Annotated in this window: 21 protein-coding genes; all 21 read right to left on the bottom strand. The window is 42.8% G+C overall.

Annotation, left to right across the window (positions count from 1 at the left end; all coding sequences use genetic code 11):
• Positions 1-16: 16 nt before the first annotated feature.
• Positions 17-556 carry a 50S ribosomal protein L5 gene (gene rplE / locus G4P54_RS00785; RefSeq protein WP_003225809.1) on the bottom strand — a complete coding sequence of 180 codons (540 nt, stop codon included), beginning with the start codon at positions 554-556 and terminating at the stop codon, positions 17-19.
• 26 nt (positions 557-582) lie between these two features.
• Positions 583-894, bottom strand: a complete 312-nt coding sequence (rplX, locus tag G4P54_RS00780) for a 50S ribosomal protein L24 (protein ID WP_003156486.1) — start codon at positions 892-894, stop codon at positions 583-585.
• 36 nt (positions 895-930) lie between these two features.
• Positions 931-1,299, bottom strand: coding sequence for a 50S ribosomal protein L14 (gene rplN / locus G4P54_RS00775; protein ID WP_003225805.1), 369 nt, complete (start codon positions 1,297-1,299; stop codon positions 931-933).
• Between the two features lie 40 nt (positions 1,300-1,339).
• Complete coding sequence (rpsQ, locus tag G4P54_RS00770) at positions 1,340-1,603, bottom strand: 30S ribosomal protein S17 (protein ID WP_024714052.1); 264 nt, start codon at positions 1,601-1,603, stop codon at positions 1,340-1,342.
• A 22-nt stretch (positions 1,604-1,625) separates the two neighbouring features.
• Positions 1,626-1,826, bottom strand: coding sequence for a 50S ribosomal protein L29 (rpmC, locus tag G4P54_RS00765; RefSeq protein ID WP_003225802.1), 201 nt, complete (start codon positions 1,824-1,826; stop codon positions 1,626-1,628).
• Entirely contained in the window at positions 1,816-2,250 is a 435-nt protein-coding gene (rplP, locus tag G4P54_RS00760) for a 50S ribosomal protein L16 (protein WP_003225801.1), read from the bottom strand. The genes rpmC and rplP overlap by 11 nt, the downstream gene beginning before the upstream one ends.
• 1 nt (position 2,251) lies before the next feature.
• The gene (gene rpsC / locus G4P54_RS00755; protein WP_014478628.1) at positions 2,252-2,908 is read right to left on the bottom strand and encodes a 30S ribosomal protein S3; all 657 of its coding nucleotides are present in this window, start codon (positions 2,906-2,908) and stop codon (positions 2,252-2,254) included.
• A 3-nt stretch (positions 2,909-2,911) separates the two neighbouring features.
• Positions 2,912-3,253 (bottom strand): 50S ribosomal protein L22, encoded by a 342-nt coding sequence (gene rplV / locus G4P54_RS00750; RefSeq protein WP_003156475.1) that lies wholly within the window; start codon positions 3,251-3,253, stop codon positions 2,912-2,914.
• 16 nt (positions 3,254-3,269) lie between these two features.
• A complete protein-coding gene (rpsS, locus tag G4P54_RS00745; RefSeq protein ID WP_003156472.1) occupies positions 3,270-3,548 on the bottom strand; it encodes a 30S ribosomal protein S19 in 279 nt (92 codons plus the stop codon).
• A 57-nt stretch (positions 3,549-3,605) separates the two neighbouring features.
• Entirely contained in the window at positions 3,606-4,439 is an 834-nt protein-coding gene (gene rplB, locus G4P54_RS00740) for a 50S ribosomal protein L2 (RefSeq protein ID WP_024714051.1), read from the bottom strand.
• Positions 4,440-4,470: 31 nt separating this feature from the next.
• Positions 4,471-4,758, bottom strand: coding sequence for a 50S ribosomal protein L23 (gene rplW / locus G4P54_RS00735; protein WP_003225793.1), 288 nt, complete (start codon positions 4,756-4,758; stop codon positions 4,471-4,473).
• Positions 4,758-5,381 (bottom strand): 50S ribosomal protein L4, encoded by a 624-nt coding sequence (rplD, locus tag G4P54_RS00730; protein ID WP_024714050.1) that lies wholly within the window; start codon positions 5,379-5,381, stop codon positions 4,758-4,760. Before rplD ends, rplW begins: the two co-directional genes overlap by 1 nt.
• Positions 5,382-5,408: 27 nt before the next feature.
• On the bottom strand, positions 5,409-6,038 hold the full coding sequence (rplC, locus tag G4P54_RS00725; protein ID WP_024714049.1) for a 50S ribosomal protein L3: 630 nt from the start codon (positions 6,036-6,038) through the stop codon (positions 5,409-5,411).
• A 39-nt stretch (positions 6,039-6,077) separates the two neighbouring features.
• Positions 6,078-6,386 carry a 30S ribosomal protein S10 gene (gene rpsJ / locus G4P54_RS00720; protein ID WP_003156464.1) on the bottom strand — a complete coding sequence of 103 codons (309 nt, stop codon included), beginning with the start codon at positions 6,384-6,386 and terminating at the stop codon, positions 6,078-6,080.
• Positions 6,387-6,622: 236 nt separating this feature from the next.
• Positions 6,623-7,579, bottom strand: coding sequence for an alpha/beta fold hydrolase (locus tag G4P54_RS00715; RefSeq protein WP_024714048.1), 957 nt, complete (start codon positions 7,577-7,579; stop codon positions 6,623-6,625).
• A gap of 101 nt (positions 7,580-7,680) precedes the next feature.
• Entirely contained in the window at positions 7,681-8,871 is a 1,191-nt protein-coding gene (gene tuf, locus G4P54_RS00710; protein ID WP_024714047.1) for an elongation factor Tu, read from the bottom strand.
• 119 nt (positions 8,872-8,990) lie between these two features.
• The gene (fusA, locus tag G4P54_RS00705) at positions 8,991-11,069 is read right to left on the bottom strand and encodes an elongation factor G (RefSeq protein ID WP_024714046.1); all 2,079 of its coding nucleotides are present in this window, start codon (positions 11,067-11,069) and stop codon (positions 8,991-8,993) included.
• A gap of 51 nt (positions 11,070-11,120) precedes the next feature.
• On the bottom strand, positions 11,121-11,591 hold the full coding sequence (rpsG, locus tag G4P54_RS00700; protein ID WP_003225784.1) for a 30S ribosomal protein S7: 471 nt from the start codon (positions 11,589-11,591) through the stop codon (positions 11,121-11,123).
• 41 nt (positions 11,592-11,632) lie between these two features.
• Positions 11,633-12,049 (bottom strand): 30S ribosomal protein S12, encoded by a 417-nt coding sequence (gene rpsL / locus G4P54_RS00695; protein WP_003225781.1) that lies wholly within the window; start codon positions 12,047-12,049, stop codon positions 11,633-11,635.
• A gap of 113 nt (positions 12,050-12,162) precedes the next feature.
• The gene (locus G4P54_RS00690; protein WP_024714045.1) at positions 12,163-12,411 is read right to left on the bottom strand and encodes a 50S ribosomal protein L7ae-like protein; all 249 of its coding nucleotides are present in this window, start codon (positions 12,409-12,411) and stop codon (positions 12,163-12,165) included.
• 178 nt (positions 12,412-12,589) lie between these two features.
• The gene (rpoC, locus tag G4P54_RS00685; protein ID WP_024714044.1) at positions 12,590-16,189 is read right to left on the bottom strand and encodes a DNA-directed RNA polymerase subunit beta'; all 3,600 of its coding nucleotides are present in this window, start codon (positions 16,187-16,189) and stop codon (positions 12,590-12,592) included.
• Positions 16,190-16,205: the final 16 nt, after the last annotated feature.

The raw sequence follows: 16,205 nt of genomic DNA, 5'->3' as shown, positions 1-16,205 counted from the left end.
GCCTCCCTTTCATTGATTATTTCTGGAACGGCATACCTACTTGAGTTAATAGCTCACGAGCTTCTTCGTCAGTATTAGCAGTTGTTACGATAACGATGTCCATTCCGCGAACCTTTGTTACTTTATCGTAGTCAATTTCAGGGAAGATTAACTGTTCTTTGATACCAAGTGTGTAGTTACCGCGACCGTCGAAAGATTTTTTAGAAACCCCGCGGAAGTCACGTACACGCGGTAAAGATACAGAAATAAGTTTATCAAGGAAATCATACATGCGTTCTCCGCGAAGAGTTACTTTCGCACCGATAGGCATTCCTTCACGAAGACGGAATCCAGCAATTGATTTCTTCGCACGAGTAACGACAGGTTTTTGACCTGCGATAAACGTTAATTCTTCAACAGCACTGTCGATCGCTTTCGCGTTTTGAACAGCATCACCAACACCCATGTTGATTACGATTTTTTCGATTTTAGGCACTTGCATAACTGAATCATAATTGAACTTAGTCATTAAAGCAGGTGCAATTTCTTTATTGTACTTTTCTTTAAGGCGGTTCATGAGATAGACCTCCCTTCCTTTTAATACTATTTATCTAGAACTTGCCCAGATTTTTTTGCAACACGAACTTTTTTGCCATCTTCCACTTTGTATCCTACGCGAGTCACTTCACCTGTTTTAGGATCGAGCGGCATAACGTTTGATACATGAATTGGCGCCTCTTGATTAGAAATACCGCCTTGAGGGTTAGCTTGAGTTGGTTTAGAGTGTTTCTTTACCATGTTAACACCTTCAACTAAAACGCGGTCCTTTTTAGGGAAAGCAGCAAGGATTGTACCTTGTTTGCCTTTATCTTTACCAGAGATAACCATAACTTTATCGCCTTTTTTTACATGCATCCTGATCGCACCTCCTTGAGTAAGGCATTTATTTCATTAGATAACTTCTGGAGCTAGAGAAACAATTTTCATAAAGTTGTTTTCACGCAATTCACGAGCAACCGGTCCGAAGATACGAGTTCCGCGTGGGCTCTTGTCGTCACGGATGATAACACATGCATTCTCATCGAAGCTGATGTATGAACCGTCACTTCTGCGCGCTCCGCTTTTCGTGCGAACGATAACAGCTTTTACGACTTCACCTTTTTTGACAACGCCTCCTGGTGTTGCTTGTTTAACCGTGCAAACAATTACATCACCAATGTTAGCTGTTTTACGTCCAGAACCACCAAGAACTTTAATAGTAAGTACTTCACGTGCGCCAGAGTTGTCAGCTACTTTTAAACGAGTCTCTTGTTGAATCATTATTTGTTACCTCCCTTCGGAAAAAGAATTCCGAACTTTATTAGATAATAACAGCTTCTTCGACAACTTCAATTAGACGGAAACGCTTAGTTGCAGACAATGGACGAGTTTCCATGATCTTTACGATGTCACCGATTTTAGCTTGATTATTTTCATCATGTGCTTTGAATTTTTTTGAGTATTTTACGCGTTTACCGTAAAGTGTATGTTTTTTGTATGTTTCAACAACAACAGTAATGGTTTTATCCATTTTGTCAGAAACAACACGGCCTTGGTAAACTTTGCGTTGGTTACGTTCGCTCATGCTCACGACCTCCCCTCAGTGATTATTTATTAGAAGCAATTTCTCTTTCACGAATCACAGTTTTCATGCGCGCGATAGCTTTGCGCACTTCACGAATGCGAGCAGTATTTTCAAGTTGTCCTGTCGCTAATTGAAAGCGAAGATTGAAAAGTTCTTCTTTAAGAGACTTTACTTTTTGTTCAATTTCAGCAGTGGTAAGGTCACGAATTTCATTAGCTTTCATTTGATTCACCACCAATTTCTTCACGTTTTACGAACTTCGTTTTAATTGGCAATTTATGAGATGCAAGACGAAGCGCTTCACGAGCAACCTCTTCAGACACACCAGAAATTTCAAATAAAACTTTGCCCGGTTTTACAACAGCTACCCAACCTTCTGGAGCCCCTTTACCGGATCCCATACGTACCTCAAGCGGTTTAGCAGTGTAAGGTTTAGAAGGGAAAATTTTAATCCAAACTTTACCGCCACGTTTCATGTAACGAGTCATCGCAATACGTGCTGCTTCGATTTGACGGTTAGTGATCCATGAAGCTTCAAGAGCTTGGATACCGAACTCACCGAAATGTACTTCAGTACCGCCTTTCGCACGGCCACGCATTTTTCCGCGATGCTCTCTGCGATATTTAACGCGTTTTGGTAATAACATATTATTTTCCTCCTTCCTCTTTTTTCTTCTTAGTAGGAAGAACCTCTCCACGATAGATCCAGACTTTCACACCAAGCTTACCGTAAGTAGTATCAGCTTCAGATGTTGCATAGTCAATGTCCGCACGTAATGTGTGCAATGGAACAGTTCCTTCACTGTAATATTCAGAACGAGCGATATCTGCACCGCCAAGACGACCAGAAACCATTGTTTTCACACCTTGTGCTCCAGCACGCATAGTACGTTGGATTTGTTGTTTCTGCGCACGGCGGAAAGAAACACGGTTTTCTAATTGACGAGCGATGTTGTCAGCAACTAGCTGTGCATCAAGATCTGCTCTTTTGATTTCAAGAATGTTAATGTGTACACGCTTGCCAGTAAGGCTGTTAAGGGCTTTACGAAGTGCTTCAACTTCAGAACCGCCTTTACCGATAACCATACCAGGCTTAGCTGTGTGGATCGTAATGTTAACGCGGTTTGCTGCACGCTCGATTTCTACTTTAGAAACAGAAGCGTCAGAAAGGCGTTTGCTAATGTATTCACGAATTTTTAAATCTTCGTGCAGGAAGTCAGCGTAATCTTTACCAGCGTACCACTTAGATTCCCAATCACGAATGACTCCGATACGAAGACCGACTGGATTTACCTTTTGACCCACTACTTATCCCTCCTTCTTTTCTGATACAACGATTGTAATGTGGCTCGTACGTTTGTTGATTTGGCTCGCACGTCCCATAGCACGCGGGCGGAATCTTTTTAACGTAGGGCCTTCGTCAACGAATGCTTGAGAAATAACCAGGTTGTTAGCGTCCATTTCATAGTTATGCTCAGCATTTGCAATAGCGGATTTTAATACTTTCTCGATAATTGGAGAAGCAGCTCTTGGTGTAAGGTTCAAGATTGATACTGCCTCACCTACTTGCTTGCCTCGAATCAGGTCCATTACTAGACGAGCTTTACGAGGAGCAATACGGACTGTTCTTGCAACAGCTTTAGCTTGCATTTAAAAGCCTCCTCTCTTAGCGTCTTGTTTTTTTGTCATCACTAGCATGACCTTTGTACGTACGAGTTGGAGCGAATTCACCCAACTTGTGCCCTACCATATCTTCAGAGATGAATACAGGCACGTGTTTACGTCCGTCATAGACTGCAATTGTGTGACCAATAAACTGTGGGAAAATAGTAGAACGACGAGACCAAGTTTTCACGACTTGTTTCTTGTCAGTTTCATTTAATTTCTCGATTTTTGTCATCAAGTGTCCATCGACAAATGGTCCTTTTTTCAAGCTGCGAGCCATTTTGGAACCTCCCTTCGTGATTGCACTACGGTCCGAAGTGAACCGTAGACAACCCCGTTATTTATTTTTACGACGACGTACGATAAATTTATCGGATTTGCTCTTTTTCTTACGTGTCTTGAATCCAAGAGTCGGTTTGCCCCAAGGAGACATTGGTGATTTACGTCCGATTGGCGCACGTCCTTCACCACCACCGTGTGGGTGATCGTTAGGGTTCATTACAGAACCACGAACTGTAGGACGGATGCCTTTCCAGCGAGAACGTCCGGCTTTACCAATGTTGATAAGTTCGTGCTGTTCGTTACCTACTTGACCGATAGAAGCACGGCAAGCAGAAAGAATCATGCGAACTTCTCCAGAGTTCAGACGTACAAGAACGTATTTACCTTCTTTACCAAGAACCTGAGCAGATGTACCAGCTGAACGTACAAGCTGTCCGCCTTTACCAGGTTTCAATTCAATGTTATGCACAACTGTACCAACAGGGATGTTGATAAGTGGAAGTGCATTACCTACTTTAATGTCAGCTTCAGGACCTGACATGATTTCAGTACCCACTTGAATTCCTTTAGGAGCAAGAATGTAACGTTTTTCTCCGTCTGCATAGTTGATTAGAGCGATGTTAGCTGAACGGTTTGGATCGTATTCAACTGTAGCAACGCGTCCAGGTATACCATCTTTATCGCGTTTGAAGTCGATAACACGGTATTGGCGTTTATGTCCGCCACCTTGGTGACGTACAGTCAATTTACCTTGGTTGTTACGTCCGCCTTTTTTGTGAAGGGGAGCAAGCAAGGATTTTTCCGGCTTGTCAGTCGTGATTTCAGCAAAATCTGAAGTTGTCATGCCACGACGTCCATTAGAGGTCGGTTTATACTTTTTAATCGCCATTTTGAATTTCCCTCCTTCTTTTTACAGATAATTAAGCTTCAAAAATTTCGATTTCTTTGCTGTCTGCAGTAAGTTTTACGATCGCTTTTCTGCGACGGCTAGTCATACCAGTGTAGCGTCCGACACGTTTTGATTTACCTTTGTAGTTCATGATGTTGACTTTGTCAACTTTCACTCCAAAGATGCTTTCAACCGCGTCTTTCACTTCTGTTTTATTAGCTCTTACATCAACTTCAAAAGTGTATTTCTTTTCAGCCATTAAATCAGCAGAACGTTCAGTAATGACGGGGCGCTTTAGAACATCACGAGGATCTTTCATTATGCAAGCACCTCCTCTACTTTTTCAACCGCTGCTTTTGTAATCAGAAGCTTCTCGTGGTTGACAACGTCTAAAACGTTGATTCCGTTAGCTTCAACTACAGTAACTCCAGGAATGTTGCGAGCAGATAAAGCTACAGCTTCGTTAGCATCCGCAGTTACGATTAAAGCTTTTTTCTCAACAGATAATCCTTTAAGGATAGCTGCCATTTCTTTTGTTTTAGCCGTATCAAGAGTAAGATCTTCGAGAACGATCATGTTGTTGTCGTTTACTTTAGAAGACAATACTGATTTGATTGCCAAGCGGCGAACTTTTTTAGGTAATTTGTAAGAATAGCTGCGTGGTGTTGGGCCGAATACGACACCACCTCCGCGCCATTGCGGTGAACGGATAGAACCTTGACGGGCACGTCCAGTACCTTTTTGACGCCATGGTTTACGACCTCCGCCGCGTACTTCAGAACGATTTTTCACTTTGTGAGATCCTTGACGTAAGGAAGCTCTTTGCATAAGAATAGCGTCGAATACAACACTCTCATTTGGCTCGATACCAAATACAGAAGCGTTTAATTCGATGTCACCAGCAGTAGAACCGTTTTGGTTGTATAATGCTACTTTTGGCATGATCAATTTCCTCCTTTCCTAAGAGAGTTATTTAGATTTAACAGCACTTTTAACAGTGATTAAAGATTTTCTCGCACCAGGTACGTTACCTTTGATCAAAAGAAGATTGCGTTCTGCATCAACTTTTACGATTTCAAGGTTTTGAACAGTGATTTGCTCTCCGCCCATACGTCCAGGTAATAATTTACCTTTGAATACACGGTTAGGATCTACAGGTCCCATTGAACCAGGACGACGGTGGTAGCGTGAACCGTGAGACATAGGTCCGCGAGATTGTCCGTGGCGCTTGATCGCACCTTGGAAACCTTTACCTTTAGATACTCCTGTTACATCTACGATTTCTCCAGCAGAGAAAATTTCAACCTTGACTTCCTGACCAACTTCATACGCATCCATTTCCACTCCGCGTAATTCTTTAACGAAGCGCTTAGGAGCAGTTTCCGCTTTTGCAACGTGCCCTTTTTCAGGTTTGTTAGAAAGCTTTTCACGCTTGTCGTCAAAACCAAGCTGGATTGCTTCGTAACCGTCGTTTTCAGTTGATTTCTTTTGAAGAACAACGTTTGGAGCAGCCTCGATAACAGTTACCGGAATAAGATCACCATTTTCAGCGAATACTTGCGTCATACCAATTTTTCTTCCTAAGATTCCTTTGGTCATTCGTCACACCTCCTATTAAGATCATTCTATATTTTAGAATTAAAGTTTAATTTCGATATCGACACCAGATGGTAAATCTAATCGCATGAGAGCATCAACAGTTTGTGGTGTTGGGTTCACAATGTCGATTAAACGTTTATGTGTACGCATTTCAAATTGCTCACGAGAATCTTTGTATTTGTGCACCGCACGAAGGATCGTGTAAACTGATTTTTCAGTTGGCAACGGAATCGGACCAGATACGCTGGCACCAGAACGTTTTGCCGTTTCAACAATCTTCTCTGCAGATTGATCAAGGATTCTATGATCATATGCTTTCAAACGAATACGAATTTTTTGTTTTGCCATTATTTTCCCTCCTTTTCGCCTACATCACGTTAGACAGTTCTCCGTGAGAAAAACCTGAACACCTTGCCATGGCAAAGCGGCCGGGTGTGTCAGCAACCTCTCACTTCATCGCAGTCAAAGACCAACATACACCATTATACAGAAAATAGACGTATGTTGCAAGACTTATTTAGAATGTGCATGGTTTGCACACTTTTTTTATTATACAGGTGTTTTTCTTATTAATCAAGGCTCTATCATAAGTGGTGCAGTGCATGGCTGCTCAGTGTACTGGCAAATAATGAAGGCTCCTCAATATGCGGGGTGTGAGCGGAATTCTCAAACTGAAACCAGTGCTTTTCAGGCGCCTCAAGCGCTTGATAATACTGCTTAGATATTTCAGAAGGAACAATGAGATCATATCTCCCCGACATGAAATAGCACGGTACATTAATAGAAGGAACAGATGCAAATGCATTAAACCGGTACAGCTCCTCAGTTAAATGTTTTTTGCTGAACCGCAGTCCATTGAGGAACTTGGGAATGTTTCTTATTCCATACTCTTGGCCTGTAAGCATTTGAAACAATATAGCAAGAGATTGTTGATGATGATGAGTGAGTCCTCCCCTGCTCAGTTCCACACATAACCGATAGATAAGATGCTGGATATCCTTCTTCCAGGGCGGAGCGCCAATAAACCGTATGAGCGGCGATCGCAAACTGGCTCTCTTTCTGCCAGAGATGTTGCGTATATATTGATAAGATGCTGATTCTTCATGGCGAGGGTTGACGACCTGACTGATTCCATAATAGGCGTAAAATAAATCCGGACGCTGCTGCAGTACATGAAGTGCTATCAGTGACCCCCATGAATGGCCGGCAAGATATATTTTTGTTTTTGAAAATCGGCTTAGAAGCCATTCAGTGATTTGAATAGCATCGTTCACAAGTTGACTGATTGTCATGGAGTGATGCGGAATTCGTTTAGAGTAAGAAAGCCCAGATCCTCTTTGATCCCAATGTACTACTGTGAAATGCTCTTCCAGCTCTTTTTGATAGTGCCTAGCATATCCGATTTGGGATGTCCCCGGTCCGCCATGTAAAAAAAGCAGTATTGGATTTTTTATATCAGCTCCATCAATCATCAGCATTTGCTTTGTATGTTCAATGCTCAGTTCCTTCATAATGGAGATTGATCTCTTTTCAGGAATCATAAGAAAATTAGCCCCTTGAATATGATAGATCTTATTATACAAGAAAAAGGCAAGCAAACAAAAAACGAGACCCCTTAGGGGTCTCGTTTATCATCATGCGATTACTCAGTGATTGTAGAAACAACGCCTGAACCAACAGTACGTCCGCCTTCACGAATAGAGAAACGAGTTCCTTCTTCGATAGCGATTGTAGAGATAAGTTCAACGTTCATTTCAGTGTTATCTCCAGGCATAACCATTTCTACGCCTTCTGGAAGATGGATGATACCAGTTACGTCAGTTGTACGGAAGTAGAACTGAGGACGGTAGTTAGAGAAGAATGGAGTATGACGTCCACCCTCTTCTTTAGAAAGAACATAAACTTCAGCTTTGAATTTGCTGTGTGGAGTGATTGTACCTGGTTTAGCAAGTACTTGACCACGTTGGATGTCTTCACGAGCTACACCGCGAAGAAGGGCACCAATGTTGTCACCAGCTTCAGCATAATCAAGAAGCTTACGGAACATTTCAACACCTGTAACAGTTGTTTTCTTGTTCTCTTCTTGTAGACCGATGATTTCAACTTCGTCACCGACTTTAACTTGTCCGCGTTCTACACGGCCAGTTGCAACTGTACCACGACCAGTGATTGAGAATACATCCTCAACTGGCATCATGAATGGTTTTTCAGTGTCGCGTTCTGGAGTTGGGATGTACTCATCAACCGCATCCATAAGTTCGAAGATTTTCGCTTCGTAATCAGCGTCACCTTCAAGAGCTTTAAGAGCAGAACCTTTAATTACTGGTACATCATCACCAGGGAAGTCGTATTCGCTAAGAAGATCGCGAACTTCCATTTCAACTAGTTCAAGAAGCTCTTCGTCGTCTACCATGTCGCATTTGTTTAAGAATACAACGATGTATGGTACACCAACGTTTTTAGAAAGAAGGATGTGCTCACGAGTTTGTGGCATTGGGCCATCAGCAGCAGATACTACAAGGATAGCTCCGTCCATTTGCGCAGCACCAGTGATCATGTTTTTAACATAGTCAGCGTGTCCTGGGCAGTCAACGTGTGCATAGTGACGAGTTTCAGTTTCGTATTCAACGTGTGCAGTAGAGATTGTGATACCGCGCTCACGTTCTTCTGGAGCACCATCAATTTGATCGTACGCCATAGCTGTACCTTTACCAGATTTCTTATGAAGTACTGTTGTGATAGCAGCAGTTAAAGTTGTTTTACCATGGTCAACGTGTCCAATTGTACCAATATTGGCATGTGATTTGGAACGGTCGAATTTTTCTTTAGCCATTCTAAAATCCTCCTTAAGAGCTTTTAATTAGTAATGTATAGAGTGATAGGAAGTGAAAGAAAGCTTTCACTTCCTCATCTTACAATAGTAGTTATACTTGAGTTAAGCGGCAAAATCAATTATTCGCCTTTATTTTTTTTGATAATTTCTTCTGCAATGCTCTTCGGCACTTCTTCGTAGTGATCCATGTGCATAGTAAACGTACCGCGACCTTGCGTATTAGAACGAAGTGCAGTAGCGTAACCGAACATTTCAGCAAGAGGAACCATAGCGCGAACAACTTGAGCGTTACCGCGTGCTTCCATACCTTCTACGCGTCCACGACGTGAAGTAACATCACCCATGATATCTCCCATGTATTCTTCAGGAATTACCACTTCAACTTTCATGATTGGTTCAAGAAGAACTGGGTTACATTTGCTGACTGCATTTTTCAATGCCATAGAAGCAGCAATTTTAAATGCCATTTCGTTTGAGTCAACATCATGGTAAGAACCATCGAAAAGTTTTGCTTTAATGTCGATAAGCGGGAAGCCTGCTAGTACACCATTTTCAAGTGAATCTTCCAGACCTGCTTGAACAGCTGGGATATATTCACGCGGAACAACCCCACCGACAATCGCATTTTCAAACTCGAAGCCAGCGCCTTCTTCGTTTGGTTCGAATTCGATCCAAACGTGTCCGAACTGACCACGTCCACCAGACTGACGTACGAATTTACCTTCAACTTTGGCGCTGCTACGGAATGTTTCACGGTATGCAACCTGAGGAGCACCAACGTTTGCTTCTACTTTAAATTCGCGTTTCATACGGTCAACAATGATATCAAGGTGAAGTTCACCCATACCAGAGATGATCGTTTGGCCAGTTTCTGGGTTTGTTTGAGTACGGAATGTAGGATCTTCTTCAGCAAGTTTCGCTAAAGCGATACCCATTTTATCTTGGTCAGCTTTTGATTTAGGCTCAATAGCAACGTCGATAACTGGTTCTGGGAATTCCATTGATTCGAGGATAACAAGATCCTTCTCATCACATAGAGTATCTCCAGTAGTCGTATCTTTTAGACCTACAGCAGCTGCGATATCCCCTGCGTAAACAGTAGAGATTTCTTCACGGCTGTTAGCGTGCATTTGAAGGATACGTCCAACACGCTCACGTTTACCTTTAGTAGAGTTTTTCACATATGAACCAGAATCAAGTGTTCCAGAGTACACACGGAAGAACGTCAACTTACCAACGTAAGGGTCAGTCATAACTTTAAATGCTAATGCAGAGAATGGCTCTTCATCAGAAGAATGACGCTCAATCTCTTCATTTGTATCAGGACGAGTACCTTTGATTGCAGCAACGTCAGTTGGAGCAGGAAGGTAGTCAAGAACAGCGTCCAGTACCAATTGAACACCTTTGTTTTTGAAGGCAGAACCAACAAGAACAGGGTAGAATTCAACATTTAATGTACCTTTACGGATACCTGCTTTTAACTCGTCAATAGTGATTTCTTCACCCTCAAGGTATTTATCCATAAGCTCTTCATCAAGCTCACATACAGCTTCAATGAGGCTGTTGCGAAGCTCTTCAGCTTGCTCTTTGTACTCTTCAGGGATTTCTTTTGCTTCTGAACGAGTTCCAAGGTCATCTTCGTAGAAATACGCAACGTTTTCTACAAGATCGATGATACCTTCGAAGTTATCTTCTGCACCGATCGGCAATTGAATTGCATGAGCGTTTGCTTGAAGACGGTCTCTCAAAGTTCCTACAGAGTAAAGGAAGTCTGCACCGATTTTGTCCATTTTGTTAACAAAAACGATACGCGGTACTCCATAAGTAGTCGCCTGGCGCCAAACAGTTTCTGTTTGAGGCTCAACGCCTGATTGTGCATCAAGTACAGCAACAGCACCATCAAGTACGCGAAGAGAACGTTCAACTTCAACTGTGAAGTCTACGTGTCCTGGAGTATCGATGATGTTTACGCGGTATCCTTTCCATTGTGCGGTTGTCGCAGCGGAAGTGATTGTGATACCACGCTCTTGCTCCTGCTCCATCCAGTCCATTTGTGAAGCTCCTTCATGAGTTTCACCAATTTTGTGGATACGACCAGTGTAGTACAAGATGCGTTCTGTAGTAGTCGTTTTACCGGCATCGATGTGAGCCATGATCCCGATATTACGAGTTTTGTCTAAGGAGAACTCTCTTGCCATTGGGTAATTTCTCCTTCCTTATTGGGAAATGTGTTTTTTAGTGTATAAATCCTACCAACGATAGTGAGCAAATGCTTTGTTTGCTTCAGCCATCTTATGAGTATCTTCACGTTTCTTAACAGCAGCACCAGTGTTGTTTGCTGCGTCAAGGATTTCGTTAGCTAAACGCTCTTCCATCGTTTTTTCTCCACGAAGACGAGCGTAGTTAACTAACCAGCGAAGCCCAAGAGTCGTACGACGTTCAGGACGAACTTCTACAGGAACTTGGTAGTTCGCACCACCTACACGGCGTGCTTTTACTTCAAGTACAGGCATGATGTTTTTCAATGCTTGTTCGAAAACCTCCATTGCATCATTGCCAGTACGTTCTTTAATGATATCGAATGACTTGTATAGGATTGTTTGAGACTTACCTTTTTTACCATCGATCATCATTTTGTTGATTAAACGAGATACAAGCTTAGAGTTGTAAATCGGATCAGGTAAAACATCTCTTTTTGCTACAGGACCTTTACGTGGCATCTGAATATCCTCCCTTCATCAATTATGCGTATTTTCGTTTATTATTTTGCTTTAGGTTTTTTCGTACCGTATTTAGAACGGCCTTGTGCACGGTTTTCAACTCCAGCAGTGTCAAGCGCACCACGAACGATGTGGTAACGTACCCCTGGTAAGTCTTTTACACGTCCGCCGCGGATAAGTACAACACTGTGCTCTTGCAGGTTGTGACCGATACCAGGAATGTAAGCAGTAACCTCGATTCCGTTAGTTAAACGAACACGAGCATATTTACGAAGTGCTGAGTTCGGTTTTTTCGGTGTCATTGTACCAACACGAGTACATACCCCGCGTTTTTGTGGAGAAGATACGTTAGTGTGCTCTTTTTTAAAGCTGTTGTATCCTTTGTTAAGTGCAGGAGACTTTGAGTTTTCTACTTTACTCACGCGTCCTTTGCGAATTAGCTGATTAATTGTAGGCATGAAATTTTCCTCCCTTCATTACGTTTTATAACCCACATACCCAGGTGGTTCATCAAAAGGCAAAAAACAATGTCTTTACATAAGATGAAATCTTACGCAAAAACAAAAGTACGTTATAAAATAATGGCAACAGCGGCTGCTCCTACCTCAATTCCGCAGGCTTTGCCGAGCTTTTTCATGGATTCAACCATCGAGACAGAGATACCTTGATCTTCCGCAAGTGAAACAACACTTGACGTAAGGATCGGATCTGCGTCTATTGCAACGACTACTTCCTTTACTGAACCTCGTTTTAGAGCTTTCACTGTTTGCTTCGTACCAATAATAATTGATTTAGCCTGTGATACTTTATCATAAGACATAAACACATCCTCCAAAGTAACAGGTTTATTTCGAGCACCTTGGTTATATTATCATTCTAGGAGACGAATGTCAACAAGGTATGACGTTTTTTAGTTTCGTTCTTCTCATAGAGTGATTTTTTATTAAATATATCTGCTGAAAGACTGTTTTGGCAGTCTCTCAGCAGATTTACATTATTTATTCAACCGGAACCATGTCTTCAGATGGCTGAACATTTGAAACTGGTTTTACTTTACGGTATTTCATCATACCTGTACCAGCCGGAACAAGTTTACCGATGATAACATTCTCTTTCAAGCCGAGGAGCTCATCACGCTTACCTTTGATCGCTGCGTCTGTCAGGACACGTGTTGTTTCCTGGAAGGAAGCAGCAGATAAGAATGAATCAGTTTCAAGAGATGCTTTTGTAATACCGAGCAAGACAGGACGGCCTGTAGCAGGACGATTGCCTTCAAGCAATACCTTTTTGTTTGCTTCAGTAAATTGGTGGATATCAAGTAATGTACCCGGAAGCACATCAGTGTCACCAGCGTCAATCACACGGACTTTGCGAAGCATCTGGCGAACCATTACCTCTACGTGTTTATCGCCGATTTCAACACCTTGCATACGATAAACCTTTTGAACCTCATGGAGAAGATACTCTTGAACAGTAGTCAGGTCAGTCACTTTAAGAAGCTCTTTCGGATCGATTGAACCTTCTGTCAGTACTTGGCCTCGAGTAATTTTATCTCCTTCCGCTACTTTCAGGCGGGAGTTATAAGGTGCTGTATAAGAACGTGTTTCCACTGCGCCTTGAACCACAACTTCCTGTTGCTTATCACGAACTTCATTAATTTCAACAACTGTACCGTCGATTTCAGTAATTGTCGCCTGCCCTTTCGGATTACGCGCTTCGAAAAGCTCTTGGATACGCGGAAGACCTTGTGTGATATCGTCTCCGGCAACCCCGCCTGTATGGAAGGTACGCATTGTTAACTGTGTACCAGGCTCACCGATTGATTGGGCAGCAATGATACCGACAGCTTCACCGACTTCAACATCGGAGCCAGTTGCAAGATTTCGGCCATAGCATCGTTTACATACACCATGAGGCGTATTACATGTGAAGGCAGAACGGATCCACACTTCTTCAATGCCGGCTTCCACAATCTCCAGTGCTTTATCTTCATCGATCAGTTCGTTTTCATTTACAAGCACTTCACCTGTTTCAGGGTGCTTCACTTGTTTTCGTGCAAAACGGCCGATTAAGCGTTCTTCTAAGCGCTCAATTGTTTCAGTGCCTTCTTTAAGAGGCTGAGCAAGAATGCCTCGATCAGTTCCGCAATCCGTTTCACGGATGATAACATCCTGTGCAACATCAACGAGACGGCGTGTAAGGTAACCTGAATCAGCAGTTTTAAGGGCGGTATCGGCAAGACCTTTACGCGCACCGTGAGTGGAGATAAAGTACTCCAATACTGTCAGACCTTCACGGAAACTTGATTTGATCGGCAACTCAATGATTCGTCCAGCCGGGTTGGCCATCAGACCGCGCATTCCGGCAAGCTGCGTAAAGTTAGACGCGTTACCACGGGCACCAGAGTCACTCATCATGTAAATCGGGTTGAGTTCATCGAGTGATTTCATCAGTTTGCCTTGGATAACATCTTTTGCAGAACTCCAGATAGAGATGACTCTCTCATAGCGTTCTTCTTCAGTGATAAGACCGCGGCGGAACTGTTTCATAACGTTGTCAACTTTGCTTTGCGCTTCCTCAAGAATTTCTTGTTTATCATCGAGAACGACGATGTCTGAAACCCCAACTGTAATACCAGCTTTTGTTGAATATCTGAAACCTAGGTTTTTCATGCGGTCAAGCATTTTAGACGTTTCCGTAATGTGGAATCGTTTAAAGATTTCCGCGATGATTTTACCCAGAATGCCTTTTTTAAACGGTGCATTGATTGGCTGCTTTTCAATGACAGCTTTTACATCGGCACCTTTTTCTAAGAAGAAACGGTCAGGTGTTTTCTCTTCAATGTTGCTCTTCGTTGGTTCATTCATGTAAGGGAATGATTCTGGAAGAATTTCATTGAAGACAAGCTTACCGACAGTTGTAATTAACAATTTTGAGCGCTGTTCTTCGGTAAATGTCACATTCTTAAGGGAGTTAGCTGCAACAGCTACTCTCGTATGAAGGTGAACATATCCGTTTTGATAAGCAAGAAGCGCTTCGTCTGTATTCTTGAAGACCATACCTTCACCGACAGCACCGGCACGCTCAAGTGTCAGGTAATAGTTACCCAGTACCATATCCTGAGACGGTGTTACAACCGGTTTACCATCTTTAGGGTTCAAGATGTTTTGAGCGGCAAGCATCAGGATGCGTGCTTCAGCTTGTGCTTCAGCAGATAATGGTACGTGAACCGCCATTTGGTCACCGTCAAAGTCAGCGTTGTAAGCTGTACATACGAGCGGGTGAAGACGGATTGCGCGTCCTTCAACAAGCGTTGGTTCAAACGCTTGGATACCCAATCTGTGAAGTGTAGGGGCACGGTTCAGAAGTACCGGATGCTCCTTAATAACTGATTCCAGTACATCCCATACTTCAGGCTGTACGCGCTCAATCTTACGTTTCGCACTCTTAATGTTGTGTGCAAGACCTTTTTCAACAAGTTCTTTCATAACGAAAGGTTTGAAAAGTTCAAGCGCCATTTCCTTCGGTAATCCGCATTGGTACATTTTCAAATGAGGACCAACGACGATTACAGAACGTCCGGAGTAATCGACACGTTTACCAAGAAGGTTTTGACGGAAACGGCCTTGCTTCCCTTTCAGCATGTGAGAAAGAGATTTCAACGGTCTGTTACCAGGACCTGTTACAGGTCGTCCGCGGCGGCCGTTGTCAATTAGAGCATCGACAGCCTCTTGAAGCATACGTTTTTCGTTTTGAACGATGATGCTAGGCGCACCAAGATCCAAAAGGCGTTTCAAACGATTGTTACGGTTGATGACACGACGATAAAGGTCGTTCAGATCAGAAGTCGCAAAACGTCCGCCATCTAGCTGAACCATCGGTCTAAGCTCAGGAGGAATAACAGGAAGCACATCAAGGATCATCCAAGAAGGCTTGTTTCCTGAGTTACGGAAGGCTTCTAAAACTTCAAGGCGTTTGATCGCACGAGTACGACGCTGCCCTTGTGATGTCTTCAGCTCTTCTTTTAACATATCAACTTCTTTTACAAGATCGATATCTTGAAGAAGTTTATGAATCGCTTCTGCACCCATCGAAGCTTGGAATTTATTACCGTATTTATCGAGATATGCACGGTATTCTTTCTCAGACAGAAGCTGTTTCTTTTCAAGCGGTGTATTTGCCGGATCAGTTACAACGTAAGAAGCAAAGTAAATGACTTCTTCTAAAGCACGAGGTGACATATCCAGCACAAGACCCATACGGCTTGGAATACCTTTGAAATACCAAATGTGGGAAACTGGGGCAGCCAGTTCAATGTGCCCCATTCTCTCACGACGGACTTTAGCCCGTGTTACTTCGACTCCGCAGCGGTCACAAACTACGCCTTTATAACGAACTCGCTTGTACTTCCCGCAATGACATTCCCAGTCCTTAGTCGGTCCGAAAATGCGTTCGCAGAATAGACCGTCCTTTTCAGGTTTTAACGTACGATAGTTTATCGTTTCAGGCTTTTTCACTTCACCAAAAGACCATGAACGGATTTTATCCGGTGAAGCAAGACCGATGTTCATATACTCAAAATTGTTCACATCTAGCAAGGGGCCTACCTCCCTT

Source organism: Bacillus tequilensis, assembly GCF_012225885.1.
Taxonomy (GTDB): domain Bacteria; phylum Bacillota; class Bacilli; order Bacillales; family Bacillaceae; genus Bacillus; species Bacillus tequilensis.
Note: the sequence above shows the minus strand (reverse complement) of the source record. Positions and strands in the feature narration are given on the sequence as shown.